The following is a 12,942-nucleotide window of genomic DNA, read 5'->3' on the forward strand; positions in this document are numbered from 1 at the left end:
ACAATTGTTTTTCGGGGTCAGCAGTTATGGGCAAAGTCATTGGCATTGATTTGGGAACCACCAACAGTTGTGCTTCTGTGTTGGAAGGGGGTAAACCCATTGTGATTACCAATACGGAAGGGGGCCGTACCACGCCGAGCATTGTTGGTTTTAGCAAGGGTTCCCAAAGATTGGTGGGGCAATTGGCTAAGCGTCAATCGGTGACCAATGCGGAAAATACGGTGTATAGCATTAAGCGATTCATTGGGCGCCGTTGGGATGACACAGTAGAGGAACGTTCCCGGGTGCCCTATAACTGCGTCAAGGGGCGGGATGATACTGTCAGTGTGTCCATCCGGGGTCAGACCTATACTCCCCAGGAAATTTCCGCCATGATTTTGCAAAAACTGAAGGCGGACTCCGAAGCTTTTTTGGGGGAGCCGGTTACCCAAGCAGTCATTACGGTGCCGGCCTATTTCACCGATGCCCAGCGCCAAGCGACCAAGGATGCGGGGACGATCGCCGGCTTGGAGGTAATGCGGATTATCAATGAGCCCACGGCGGCGGCTTTGGCCTATGGACTGGATAAACAGGAAACGGAAGAGTTAATTTTGGTGTTTGACTTGGGAGGGGGAACATTTGATGTTTCCCTACTGCAGTTGGGCAATGGGGTATTTGAAGTGCTATCCACCTCCGGTAATAATCATTTGGGGGGGGACGATTTTGATAATTGTGTTGTCCAGTGGATGGCAGAATCCTTTAGGCAAAAGGAAAATATTGACCTGAGCACGGATAAAATGGCAATTCAACGACTGCGGGAGGCAGCAGAGAAGGCCAAAATTGAGCTCTCTAGCATGCTGAACACGACCATTAACTTGCCTTTTATCACGGCGGATGAGACGGGGCCCAAACATTTGGAAATGGAACTTGCCCGGAGTCAGTTTGAGGAACTGACTAAGCAGTTGCTGGAGGACACAAGGGTTCCCCTCACCCGGGCGTTGGACGACGGTGAGATCAAGGCTAGTGATGTCCACCGGGTCATTCTGGTGGGAGGTTCTACCCGTATTCCGGCCATCCAACGGGTTATTCAAGAGTTTTTCCCCGATAGTCAGTTGGAGCGTTCCGTTAACCCCGATGAGGCGGTGGCTTTGGGGGCCGCCATTCAAGCCGGGGTCATTGGGGGCGAGGTGGAGGATGTGTTGCTGTTGGATGTAACGCCTTTATCCCTGGGTTTGGAGACTTTAGGGGAGGTGACAACGAAAATCATTGAACGCAATACCACCATCCCCACTAGTCGCTCAGAGGTTTTTTCCACGGCGATCGACGGGCAAACGTCGGTGGAAATCCATGTGCTCCAAGGGGAAAGGGCCATGGCCAGGGACAACAAAAGCCTAGGTAAGTTTTTGCTGGCAGGGATTCCTCCCGCTCCCCGGGGGATGCCCCAAATTGAGGTCAGTTTTGAAATTGATGTTAATGGTATTCTCAAGGTTTCCGCCCAGGACCAGGGCACAGGCAAGGAACAGAGCATTGTCATTAGCCATACCGGTGGCTTGAGCGGTGGGGAAATTGAAAAGATGCGCCAGGATGCTGAACAGTATGCTGCCCAGGATCAACTCCGTCTGCGGATGATGGAGCTACAGAATCAAGCGGAGAGCCTTTTCCACACCTACGAGACTACGCTCCAGGAAAACGGCGAACTGGTGCGGGAGGAACTCAAATCTTCCAGTAAGCAGAAGAAGGATCAATTGGCGATCGCCTTACGGACTCCCAATACGCCAGTGGAGAAATTGCAGACCTTGGTGGAGGAATTCCGGCAGATTATCTTGCTGATTGGTACGGAAGTCTATCAACAGGGCAAGGGGGTTGGTAGTAATGAATTTGCTAATTTTGTTCAGGGCACCAGCAGTGGCGCGAGCCAAATGATTGAACCGCTGGAAACCAATTTGAATACACCCCAGACCTCTCCTGCCATCACCATGACTCCCGGCACCATGATCAATGGCACCATCAATCCCGGTGGTATGGATTATGTGGAAACTGCTCCGGTGTACGGTTTAGATGATGGAGAGGAGTTTGATTTTGACTCTGACGAAACTGTTTACAGTGATTATGAAGCGATCGATTAGTCTAGGTTAATTGCCTGTTTAACTATCTTGTTTTTTGATGAATTGGCCCAATATGCCCCCTGGCGATCGCCGTTGGTTGTGGATTGGTCTAACGTTGCCCCTGTGCCTGCTCAACGGTTGGGTGCTACTGCAGCTATTGGATTATTTTCAGTCCCCCCTGAGAATTTTTATTATTGCCAACCTGATCGCTTTTATTCTTGGCTATCCGGTGCGTTGGCTCCAGCGATATCCCCGTCTGAAATTGCCCTACGCAGTGATATTGGTATTGCTCACCACGGCGATTATTCTAGCGGCGATTGGCCTGTTGATAATTCCCAAATTAGTGGATCAAATTCGTACTGTTTTACAGCTTTTACCCCATCTCAATACCCTAGGAGATCGCCACTTAGAAAGCCTCGATAATTTAAGTAGTCAATGGGAAATTCCTACCAATTTCCGCGCTTGGGGTCGAGAGTTATCCAGCGAGTTTCCTAACCAAATCCGCTCCATTACTAATCAACTAGTAAATTTATTAATTTGGACTGCGGGTAGCTTAGTGGAAGCGGGCTTTATTTTTATTATGACCGTCTATTTGTTACTGCGGGGGCAGACATTTTGGGACGGTCTGTTCCGTTGGCTACCCATTGATTGGCGTCATAAGGTAAGGCAAAGATTACGCCACAGTTTTCAAAATTATTACATTGGCCAAGCCACCGTAGCGGCCCTACTGGGGGTCAGTTTAATCATCGCTTTGAGCATTTTTCAAGTGCCCCTGGCCCTGCTATTTGGTATGTTTGTGGGCTTTATGGCCTTTTTCCCTTTTGGCGGCGGCACTAGTATTGTTTTAATCAGTATCATTGCCAGTTTTCAAAGTATTTGGTTGGGCATTAAAGTCCTGGCGATCGCCACTGTGGTGGACCAGGTGGTGGAAAATGGCCTAGCCCCGAAATTACTGGGTCGTGTCACTGGGGTGCATCCCGTCTGGATTTTACTTTCTTTGATGATTGGAGCCAAGGTGGCTGGATTATTGGGCATTTTAGTGGCGATCCCCATTGCTAGTTTTGTACGGGATATGCTCAGTGATTTTATCTAGTATCTAGTGCCATGGATCACAATGGGGCAATTGAATTAACGTTGAGGACTAACTTCTAACTTCACAGTGCCATCTTCTATCTGTAAGCCCTGTAAATTTAATTCATCCAGATTTACCTGTAGTATCTGCTTTAACTTCTCCGGTGGCACATTCAACCGTTGGGCCACATCCGCGACACTAAAGCTCAATTCACCAATTTTAATGCGGGAATTTTCGGTCATGATCAGTTGCCCTGCTTCCAGTTGGGGCGCCCCTTCTATGCCGACATAAAAAGGCTGATTTTGACTGGGTAGCAGTGGTAAAACCCGCTCCACAATGCGTTGTTGCCCCGGGGTCAGTCGGGCATTGTTTAACATGTTGGGGTCTAACACCGTGCCTACTTCTAAGGATTCCTCCCTAATTTGGGTTTGGATCCGGGGTACAGATTCCATCTTCAGTTGACGACCCACTTCCCCTTGCAATACCTGTCCCAATTCTTTTGCCGTCAAGGTGACCCTAACTGGTTCCAGGCGATCGCCATCATTTCCTTGGACCACTTCCCGACGAATCTTCTCTTGGAGAAAATCTGCCGGAGGAGCAATGGCCGGCGTAGATGTTTCCGCCTCAAACCAAGCCGGGATTTGGGTTGCCCTGCGCCAAAAATAGTAGCCTAACCCCGCTCCGGCGATCGCCAATAGCACGAGGAGAGTAAAAATCTTTTTCAGCATTGTCAACGGTTAGCAGTTAGTTTGCCCTGGGCCCATAATCATAACAATGTTGATATGGAGTCTTTGCATTCTCTCTGCCATCAGTTCACAAAGAATACTTGAACCCAACGTTCCTCGCCCAATATTAATTGACCAAGCTAGACCACCAGCGCCGCTGACCGGCCAACTGCCAAATTTGTAACACCCCTTTGATTAGAGACCAACGTTTTAGCAAAAGATTGTACTGCTGCCGTAGCTGTCGGTTTTTTTGGGCCAGATTAGTCAACAAAGCAGGGGCCGGAGCAAAAAGATTATGACAACAGCTTTCCCAATGATCGAGACGCTTGGTGAGTCGTTGTAACTGTCGATAGATGAAATAAAGCCTAATTGCGAGGAAGATATTGCCCAGGGCCAGACCAAAGTTAAAACAGATAACGAACAGCAACATCGAATGTTAAAATGGGGGGTCAGTTCGGGGAATTAGCTCAGTTGGTAGAGCGCTGCGATCGCACCGCAGAGGTCAGGGATTCGAGTTCCCTATTCTCCATAAACTTTACCGTGCCATGGTTTTACCACGGTCCAGCCGGGCAGGTAATTCCCGCCTAGCGTTAACGCCAACGTTGATTTTCCAGGTCACGAATTTGTCGTTCCAGGCGATCGATGCGCCCCCGCAACTCGTCCATTTCCGACTGACGGGGTAAGCCCAAATCCTGGAGCATATTGCGCAGTTGTCTTTCTAAATTTGCTTCAATTTGTCCCTGCTCACTTTTGATTTGGCTCATTAAATCGTCCACAAAAGCGGTGGCTTGGTCGGCGTTAATTTTGCCTTCCTTCACCCATTGGTCACTCACATCGCTGAGTTTTTCCGCCACTAGGGTGGTGGTGCCCACACCAATCATCAAGAGTTGTTTTAGCCAGTCGTTTGTATCCATGGAGGGTTACGGGATTGAACAAAGTTGATAATTTGCCGAAAGTTGAGCTGAAGAATGGCGACCCAATTCCTCCTTGCCCTTCTCGTCAACCATAGCAAAAACCACCTTAAACGTTTTAACTTTCCAGTTCTGGGTTGCCAGTGGTCCACGGCCACACCCTCCCTGGGCTGTTGCTATATAATGGGCGGCACGGTCTTATGGGCGATCGCCGCTGAAATATTTATTTTTGAGAGTATGAATTTGATTACTTGGTTAGCTGATTTTTCCCGGGGCCACTGCGTTGGCATTTGCGCCGCCCTGGTACCGTCAATTTTACTCTGCACCACTATTTGCGCCGGTTTAATTGCCCTAGACCGACCCCGCTGGTCAGTTAACACTGCCTACGTTGCCACCCTGGCCGCCTGTGGCGTAATGGTGCTCCACGTTGCTTCTTGGTTCAGTATTGGGGTCATTACCCCGGTCACCTTTATTTTGTTGGGGCTTTCCCTGTCCTGTGGGGGCTTAGCTACCCTGTTCTGGCGATGCTCTCCCCAATGGCAAGAATTTTATCACTCTGGATTGAGGGAAGTAATCAAAGCTAAATGGCCCCAGACCTTAAAGATTTGACATTCCCACGACCCCCGTGGTCGAGGCTCTCTGCGAGATCGCCAACTATGACAGAACCAGCCAAAAATCATCCCAGTCCCCCGCCGCAAAATTGGTTGTTCAAATGGTGGAATTCCCTCAACGCCATCACTCGTCTCTTGGTGTTGGTGCTGGGGGCTCCTCTGATGGTGCTCAATGCCAGGGCCCTATCCTCCATTTTTGGCTATTTTGAGTCCCTTTTTGTCATCAGCCTAATTGCCTCCGTCATCGCCTTTTTACTCAATTACCCAGTGGCGTGGCTAGAAAAACAGGGGGCAAAACGTTTTGTTGCAGCCAGTTTTGTCTTCCTCACCGCCCTAATCATTTTCACCGCCTTGGGGGTAACCCTCATTCCCCTCGCCCTATCCCAGGCCCAACAACTAGTGGCCCGCCTACCGGATTGGCTCGATTCGGGTCAGAAGCAATTGGTATTGTTGGATCAAAAAGCAGAAATTCTTGGTTGGCCGGTTAACTTTGACGGTCTCATTCCCCAAATTAATAGCCGCCTAGCCGCTGAGCTACAAAACCTGGCCGGTAGCACTCTCAACTTAGCCCTGAGCCTAACCGTGTTCACCGTGGTGCGTTTGCTGGACGTGCTATTAACGATAATTTTGACCTTTTATCTACTCCTCCATACTGACGACGTTTGGCAAAGCATCATTGGTTGGTTGCCAGAGCGCTTCCAAAAACCTTTTTCCGATACCCTACGCCGCAGTTTCCAAAACTATTTCCTCGGTCAATTGGTCTCCGCCACTTGCATGGCCCTGGGACTGATTTCTGGCTTTTTACTACTCAAGGTTCCCTTTGGCTTACTTTTTGGCCTCACGGTGGGGGTGATGGCCCTGATTCCCTTTGGTGGCTCTGTGGGCATTGTGCTAGTCACTTTTTTGGTGGCCCTGCGGGACATTGGCATGGCTTTGCAACTACTGGCGGTGGCCTTAGTGATCCAGCAAATTGTTGAAAATGGCATTGCCCCCAGGGTGCTGGGGAGTGTGACGGGGTTAAATCCCTTTTGGGTTTTGATTTCCCTCTTAACCGGAGCCAGAATCGGTGGCCTACTGGGGGTGATAGTGGCTGTGCCTTCGGCGGTGATGATTAAAGAGGCCCTGGGGGCAATCCGCAGTATGAAGCCCTTGGTGCCAGCCCCAGACCCTAATCAAGATCCTTTGTATTTTAAGGGACAGGAAGAGGTGCGTCCCTTACCGCCCCGCCCCTGAATGTTAGGGTTTGCTTCGTATCAAAAACTACAGCAAATTTGAAATTGATTGACCCTAAGGGCTTAAGGAGAGACAGGACGGGGTAAGATTACTCTCTAGCCAGTGACAGCCATCTCGGTTGGCAATTTGTCCTTGCCCTAACTCCCCGATCTCAATGAGTAACGAAATTTACCTTAACCATCCGACCTTCGGGCTTTTGTATCAGATCTGTTTTTTGGATGACAATCAGGAAATTTTTACTACCCTTTATGCCCAAAGGTTATTTTTTTTGGTAAAAACTACGCCAAATAATACGCAGTTCGAACCAATTACCAGGGCGGACGCCAAACTGCTAATTGAAAATCGCCTGAGATTTTTACGCCGGGCGGGGGATTTTAAAGCCTATGACGTGTTGGCAAAGTTGCATAAAAACACTTTTTGAGATTGATTTCTTAGCCAACATTGTCGGAGATTACGCTGTGATAAAACATTTTTTCATTCCCCTAGGGTATTTTGTCTGGGCCCAAGCAAACTAATTGCGCTACCCTGAGCCTGGATAAACCCTTGGTAAATTGAAACGAATTTAAGGATTGAAATTTATGTTGCTCAAAAGTGCTGTTGCTTGGTTGGCTTTGACCTTTACCACTGGCCTAGCGATGATCGCCCCGGTGCAGGCGGAAACGGTGTTGGAGCGGGTGGCCCGCACAGGGGAATTACGGGCTGGAACCCGCATCGATGCGGTGCCGTTTGGTTTTCAACTGGCCAATGGGGACATAGAGGGTTATGGAGTTGATTTAATGGCCTTAATTGGTCTGAAGTTAGCGGCAGAGACGGGCAAGACCATTACCGTTGATTTAGATACAGTTACCCTCCAGAATCGTTTTCAGGCGATCGCCAGTGGGGAATTAGATATAGTTTGTGAAGCCACGACCATTACCCAAGACCGCTTGGAATTGGTAGATTTTTCAGCGCCATTTTTCATTTCTGGGGCCAAGTTTTTAATGAAACAAGCCAGTGTGGATGGTTTTCACATTAATGGCACCCTGGAGGGGATTCCCATTGCCTACATTGAAAACACCACCACCTTCGACATTATTCCCCAGATTTATCCCCTCGCCCAATGGGTTGCCGTTCAGGATCGTGAGGAAGGCATTGCTCAATTGGATAAGGGGCAGGTAACCGCCGTTGTCAGTGACGGCATTTTGTTGGTGGGGGAACTGCTGAAGCAGGGTAAAGATCCCGCTGATTATGCTTTGGGGCCCTATCAACCCATTACCACGGAACTCTACGCCTGTATTCTTCCCCAGGGGGACCGGGACTGGAAAAGGTTTGTGGACGAGGTCATTTCCAGCACGGAAAACCATGACCTGTTGCAAGAATGGTTCAACCTTGACCAGAGCAATGTGGTGCGGGTTGATCCTCTCTAGATTTTCATAAATTTTGCATGGGCGATCGCCGGGGGACAGGGCCGGAGTTCCCCCATTGCGGCAATAAACTAAACCTTTTTCCTTAGGAGTTAGGGACCTGTTAGCAAAATTCTGGTTGGCTCCCTAAACCGGCCTACTAAGGCTCCGGCAATGATGGGAAACCGAATCTCACTCTCCTCCCCCAATTTGGCAAGCAGGGGGCTCTTAAAACCCCTTGTTAGTGCCTATTTATCTATATGCCCGCATGGCCGAGGGCTAGACCAGTGGCTAACATACCAAACACCAGGAATGGCTGGGCACTGGCTTGATATTTGACATCATTTTCCAGGGGATTACGGAGAAAATACATATCCTGAAAAGTTATCTGGGGAATGAGCAGTAGCAACACAATGGTGGCGTAAAGCTGTTGGTGCACATAAATCAGGTATCCCGCAATACCCGCTTGGAAAACGTCGATCATGATCACACAGATCCAGGCTGCTGTCCCGATGCCAAACATCACCGGCAACGACTTTAACCCTAATTGGCGATCGCCTTCCACACTTTTGAAATCGTTAACCACCGCAATGCCCAAACCAGCCAAACTATAAATCAGGGTCAAGACCATAATGGTGGGGTTGAGGGTGCCAAATAGAGCATGGCCTGCCCACCACGGTAGGGCAATGTAGCTAGCCCCCAAGGCATAGTTTCCCAACCAACCGTTTTGTTTAAGCTTCAACGGCGGTGCGGAGTAAATATAGGCAATAAATGCTCCCCCCAGGGTCAGCACGGTCATAATGGGAAAATCATGGTGAGCCCACACATCCAGACCATAGGCAACACCAATACCCGCCACCAACAGGATCAAAATTTGCGCCACCACCTGGGGCACAGAAATGGCCCCGGAAGGAATGGGTCGGTAGGGTTCATTGATAGCGTCGATTTCCCGGTCGTAAAAATCATTGAGGGTTTGGGTATAGCCGGTCATTAACGGGCCGGATAACAACATACAGGTAAGGGCTTTGAGAAAATCCTCCACTGACCAGATGTAGCCCCCCGACGAAGCGGCCCCACAGACCACCCCCCAGATCAGGGGAATCCAAGTGATGGGCTTCATCAACTGGAGCCGAATTTTCCAAATTGAACTTTCCCCCGGGGCGGCCCCTTTCATGCCCAGTAACTGCCGAGCCTTGGCTTGGTTTTGGCCGGTATTTTGTGTGTCAGACATAAATGATTCAAAGGTTGACTAGCGTACCCAAAAACACTGACCCAGCCTATCACCCTTGGGGCTAGGAATGCCATGAAACAGCGGGGGTTTGTCCAAGGTGGAGATTTTTTTAACCCAGGCTCTGGAGAAAGTTTTCCAACATTTGTTTACCTTCCTTGGTCAGAATACTTTCCGGGTGGAATTGCACGCTCTGCACATGGGGATAGTCCCGGTGTCGAAAAGCCATCACCATACCATCAGCTAACCACGCCGTCACCTCCAGGCACTCCGGTAAACTCTCCCGCTCCACAATCAAACTATGGTAACGGGTTGCTTGCACGGGACTGGCCAGGCCAGCAAAAATGCCCTGTTGTTGATGATAAATCTGGGAAGTTTTGCCGTGCATTAATTCCGGGGCGGCCACCACCTTGCCCCCAAATACCTGCCCAATGCTCTGGTGCCCCAGGCAAACCCCTAAGATTGGTGTGGAGGCGCTCAGCTTTTCAATTAACTGGAGGGAAATGCCTGCATCGTCAGGACGGCCAGGGCCGGGGGAAATGACAATGGCATCGGGCTGGAGGGATTTAACTTCTTCGAGGCTAATTTGATCGTTGCGATACACCCGTAGATCTTCGGCCACGGCATACTTCTGCCCCAATTCGCCTAAATACTGAACGAGGTTGTAGGTAAAACTGTCGTAGTTATCTATAACCAGAATCAACTGGAATGCTCCTTTGCGGTCAAATGTGGACGGGGATTAGACCATCAAGGATAGCAGTGGTGGTAATAATAAACAGCCCCCCACTATCACTGCGGCGATCGCCGCTAACAATACTGCCCCGGCCGCACAGTCCTTGGCAATTTTGGCTAGCTCATGGTAGGACTGCCCTACCGTTAAATCCACCACTGATTCCAAGGCTGTATTTAACAACTCCAAAATCATTACCAGGGAGGAAGTCAGGGCCAACACCGCCACGGCGATCGGAGCTAACTGCAACAGAAAACCCGCTGTGACCACCACTGTACCCATAAAAGTATGAATACGAAAATTCCGTTGGGTGACAAAAGCATAGCTAACGCCGGCCCAGGCGTAACGAAAACTTACCAACAGATTGGGGGCCACCTGCCAGGCATTTTTTCTCAACGGCTTTTTAGCGCCGGGCTTGGGGGCAGGCACCACCAGAGCCAAGGGAGGAGGGGACTGGGTCTGCTTAGCCTTGCCGGATAAACCCTGATCAGCAAAAACCGCCGAGGATGGGGAAGACATGGGATATACCGATTTCATGAGCTACGACTCCGAGCAGTGTAGTCGACAGAACAATTCTCCTATGTAACCTGGGTTACAAGTTTCTAGACGAATAGGGGAGGATGCTGGCCGATTAAGGTTAACAAATAGGATTGCTGGGACAACATGGTGGTGAGGGAGGCTTCGTCAGGATGGTCCCAACCGAGGAGATGGAGTAGGCCGTGGGCCGTTAACCACACGACTTCTAATTTTGTACTATGACCCCGTTCCTTGGCTTGCTGGTCAGCCCGTTCTAGGGAAATTACTATATCACCCAAATAAAGAGGTTCCCCCATTTCTTCAGATTCTGTTAAGGGGAAATCCACTTCCAGGGCCGCAAAAGCCAACACGTCGGTGGGCTTATCCTGGTGACGAAATTGCTGATTTAACTCTTGGATACGGCGATCGCCGGTAAATAGTAGAGTCAGTTCGTAGCTGGGGGCGGGGGGCAAATTCTCGGCCAGACAATTTAGCCAGCTTTGACACCACCCTTGCCAGGGATTGGCCAACAACTCTTCCACCCACGGGCCAGCCACGGCAGAACCAGTTAAGTCAGTTTGTAGGCTTAGTTCCACTGCAATTTGGTGAATGGAGGTAGGGGCCATGGCCTTAGCGGGTTAGGTAGGAAATCCCCACCAGCACTCCGAGGAGGGCACTGGCGGACAGAAAGAAATGGGTCAGGGATTTGCCCTTTTTCCGCACCATGTTACGCATGGCCAACTTGACATAGGTTGGTGGTGGTTCCGCCGGGGACGGATTAGTAACTTCTGGTGCTTCTGGGGTGGGTAAATCACTCATGGTGGATAGATGGGGATTGGCTAGGCCAAATTAGGTGAGGTGAGTAGTTTGAAATAAACCTATTTGTTGGAGTTATTGGTCAACTCAAGGGCTTTTATGGTGGTAGAACTTAAAAACCAAACCCCAGCCACATAGCTTTGGTGACCATAATTGGGCCGGAAGTTAGTCCCGGAGGCAGAGAAATTTAAAGCTAAGGTCCAACGGACTAGATGCTCAGCCACCCTAACTCTAGTGAGGAATTTTGCAAAATGCAAGCTTGCCCGGTAGCCATGGTAGGATAGAAGGCTGGATTTATCCAAAGATTTCATTAACTTTGCACGACTGGGCTTTAATTTAACCCAGGCCGGCGGAATTTTACCCCAATACCCCCCGGCGATCGCCTTCTTTGCCCCCCATGAAACACACCCTCTCTGTTTTAGTTGAAGATGAAGCCGGAGTTCTAACCCGCATTGCCGGACTATTTGCCCGCCGTGGTTTTAACATTGAGAGCTTGGCGGTGGGATCGGCGGAACAGGGGGACGTTTCCCGCATCACCATGGTGGTGCCAGGGGATGAGAACACCATCGAACAACTAACCAAGCAACTTTACAAGTTGGTTAATGTAATCAAAGTGCAGGACATCACCGAAACCCCCTGTGTGGAAAGGGAATTGATGTTGGTCAAGGTGAGTGCCAACGCCCCCAACCGGGCGGAGGTAATTGAACTGGCCCAGGTATTCCGGGCCCGCATTGTGGATATTTCTGAAGACACCGTCACCATCGAAGTGGTGGGAGACCCAGGTAAAATGGTGGCAATCCTCCAGATGTTGGCCAAGTTCGGCATTAAAGAGGTGGCTCGAACGGGCAAAATTGCATTAGTGCGGGAGTCCGGCGTCAACACGGAATATCTGAAATCCCTGGAGTCCAAGTTTTAGGGCCTATCCCTCATTGGTTGACCGTTCATCAATCACTTTTTCCCCAGGGTTGTCCTGAGCTCTTTGCCCAGTATTTGCAAACATCTCCATGGCTGATCGATTTTCCCCATCAGATCCCTCCCTCGCATCCCAACTGGAAGCTACCCTGGGGCAACTTGAACAGGTAATCCAAAAGTTACAGGCCAATCCCCAACAGAGCGTCCAGCTTCCCCGGGCCGCCGTTGACCGCCTCCAGGCTACGGCCAGTCGATTAGCAGTGTTGGTCAGTAACGCTCCTAATTCTGCCCCCCCTCCTCTGCAATCAGGGCCCCTCCCTGGCGATCGCCAAACTGAGCAGTGGGATGACTTTTTTGCCGATGCCATCGCCGACCAGACCACGACATCTCCCGCCCCGACCCCCTCTGTTAAACCAGCCAAGAAAGCAAAATTTGGTATTCTAGCCACCCTGGCCACTGCGTTGTTAGGAATTTTGGTGGGGGTTGTGCTCTGGATTGGGGTTCCCTCCATTAATGTGCCCCCCCTTTGGGACCAGTTGGTGGCCCAATGGGCCAAGGTAACTGCCCTACTACCGGAGTCAGAGCAACCTCCAGTGACGGCCCCGATCGCCGATTCGGCACCGGCAAGCCCTGGGGTAACGCCCGGAGAAGCAACGGATTCAGCTAAGGAAACTGGTTTGCCTTCTGTGTTGGAAGCCCCCTCTCCCCCGGCGCCCGTGGCC

General features: G+C 50.3%; 16 protein-coding genes and 1 tRNA gene. 9 read left to right on the plus strand and 8 right to left on the minus strand.

Annotated elements, in window-relative coordinates:
- The first annotated feature begins 26 nt into the window (after positions 1–26).
- Together dnaK and IQ217_RS06810 are read left to right on the plus strand one after the other, a co-directional pair.
- Positions 27–2,105, plus strand: coding sequence for a molecular chaperone DnaK (dnaK, locus tag IQ217_RS06805; RefSeq protein WP_194019368.1), 2,079 nt, complete (start codon positions 27–29; stop codon positions 2,103–2,105).
- A 37-nt stretch (positions 2,106–2,142) separates the two neighbouring features.
- Positions 2,143–3,177 (plus strand): AI-2E family transporter, encoded by a 1,035-nt coding sequence (locus IQ217_RS06810; protein WP_194019369.1) that lies wholly within the window; start codon positions 2,143–2,145, stop codon positions 3,175–3,177.
- Between the two features lie 35 nt (positions 3,178–3,212).
- Here IQ217_RS06810 and IQ217_RS06815 read toward each other — a convergent pair whose 3' ends face one another.
- Positions 3,213–3,884 carry a hypothetical protein gene (locus IQ217_RS06815; RefSeq protein ID WP_194019370.1) on the minus strand — a complete coding sequence of 224 codons (672 nt, stop codon included), beginning with the start codon at positions 3,882–3,884 and terminating at the stop codon, positions 3,213–3,215.
- A gap of 124 nt (positions 3,885–4,008) precedes the next feature.
- Positions 4,009–4,311, minus strand: coding sequence for a hypothetical protein (locus tag IQ217_RS06820; protein WP_190597992.1), 303 nt, complete (start codon positions 4,309–4,311; stop codon positions 4,009–4,011).
- 26 nt (positions 4,312–4,337) lie between these two features.
- Between IQ217_RS06820 and IQ217_RS06825 the strand changes: the two genes are divergently transcribed.
- A tRNA-Ala gene (locus IQ217_RS06825) sits at positions 4,338–4,410 on the plus strand.
- Between the two features lie 61 nt (positions 4,411–4,471).
- Here the strand turns inward: IQ217_RS06825 and IQ217_RS06830 are convergent.
- Entirely contained in the window at positions 4,472–4,795 is a 324-nt protein-coding gene (locus tag IQ217_RS06830; protein WP_190597993.1) for a phasin family protein, read from the minus strand.
- A gap of 180 nt (positions 4,796–4,975) precedes the next feature.
- Here IQ217_RS06830 and IQ217_RS06835 point away from each other — a divergent pair, with 180 nt between their 5' ends.
- The 4 genes from IQ217_RS06835 (at position 4,976) to IQ217_RS06850 (ending at position 8,042) form a co-directional block, all read left to right on the plus strand.
- The gene (locus IQ217_RS06835) at positions 4,976–5,401 is read left to right on the plus strand and encodes a hypothetical protein (RefSeq protein ID WP_194019371.1); all 426 of its coding nucleotides are present in this window, start codon (positions 4,976–4,978) and stop codon (positions 5,399–5,401) included.
- Positions 5,402–5,448: 47 nt separating this feature from the next.
- Positions 5,449–6,636 carry an AI-2E family transporter gene (locus IQ217_RS06840; RefSeq protein WP_194019372.1) on the plus strand — a complete coding sequence of 396 codons (1,188 nt, stop codon included), beginning with the start codon at positions 5,449–5,451 and terminating at the stop codon, positions 6,634–6,636.
- Between the two features lie 154 nt (positions 6,637–6,790).
- Positions 6,791–7,057 carry a transcriptional coactivator PipX gene (gene pipX, locus IQ217_RS06845; protein ID WP_010873509.1) on the plus strand — a complete coding sequence of 89 codons (267 nt, stop codon included), beginning with the start codon at positions 6,791–6,793 and terminating at the stop codon, positions 7,055–7,057.
- A 157-nt stretch (positions 7,058–7,214) separates the two neighbouring features.
- Positions 7,215–8,042: an amino acid ABC transporter substrate-binding protein gene (locus tag IQ217_RS06850; protein WP_194019373.1), complete on the plus strand. Its 828-nt coding sequence runs from the start codon at positions 7,215–7,217 to the stop codon at positions 8,040–8,042.
- 232 nt (positions 8,043–8,274) lie between these two features.
- Here IQ217_RS06850 and chlG read toward each other — a convergent pair whose 3' ends face one another.
- From chlG to IQ217_RS06875, 5 genes are all read right to left on the minus strand, one after another.
- On the minus strand, positions 8,275–9,249 hold the full coding sequence (gene chlG, locus IQ217_RS06855) for a chlorophyll synthase ChlG (RefSeq protein WP_194019374.1): 975 nt from the start codon (positions 9,247–9,249) through the stop codon (positions 8,275–8,277).
- Between the two features lie 109 nt (positions 9,250–9,358).
- Positions 9,359–9,949, minus strand: coding sequence for an anthranilate synthase component II (locus IQ217_RS06860; protein WP_194019375.1), 591 nt, complete (start codon positions 9,947–9,949; stop codon positions 9,359–9,361).
- Between the two features lie 36 nt (positions 9,950–9,985).
- Complete coding sequence (locus tag IQ217_RS06865; protein ID WP_190597998.1) at positions 9,986–10,513, minus strand: diacylglycerol kinase; 528 nt, start codon at positions 10,511–10,513, stop codon at positions 9,986–9,988.
- A gap of 65 nt (positions 10,514–10,578) precedes the next feature.
- A complete protein-coding gene (gene ybeY, locus IQ217_RS06870; protein WP_194019376.1) occupies positions 10,579–11,118 on the minus strand; it encodes an rRNA maturation RNase YbeY in 540 nt (179 codons plus the stop codon).
- Positions 11,119–11,122: 4 nt separating this feature from the next.
- Entirely contained in the window at positions 11,123–11,311 is a 189-nt protein-coding gene (locus tag IQ217_RS06875; RefSeq protein ID WP_190598000.1) for a DUF3285 domain-containing protein, read from the minus strand.
- A 394-nt stretch (positions 11,312–11,705) separates the two neighbouring features.
- On the opposite strand from IQ217_RS06875, the gene ilvN reads away from it, so the two are divergent.
- Both ilvN and IQ217_RS06885 read left to right on the plus strand, forming a co-directional pair.
- Positions 11,706–12,224 carry an acetolactate synthase small subunit gene (ilvN, locus tag IQ217_RS06880; RefSeq protein ID WP_014407139.1) on the plus strand — a complete coding sequence of 173 codons (519 nt, stop codon included), beginning with the start codon at positions 11,706–11,708 and terminating at the stop codon, positions 12,222–12,224.
- 88 nt (positions 12,225–12,312) lie between these two features.
- Positions 12,313–12,942 (plus strand): hypothetical protein (locus IQ217_RS06885; RefSeq protein ID WP_194019377.1); only part of this gene is annotated, 630 nt, incomplete at its 3' end.

Source organism: Synechocystis salina LEGE 00031, from assembly GCF_015207985.1.
GTDB lineage: Bacteria > Cyanobacteriota > Cyanobacteriia > Cyanobacteriales > Microcystaceae > Synechocystis > Synechocystis salina.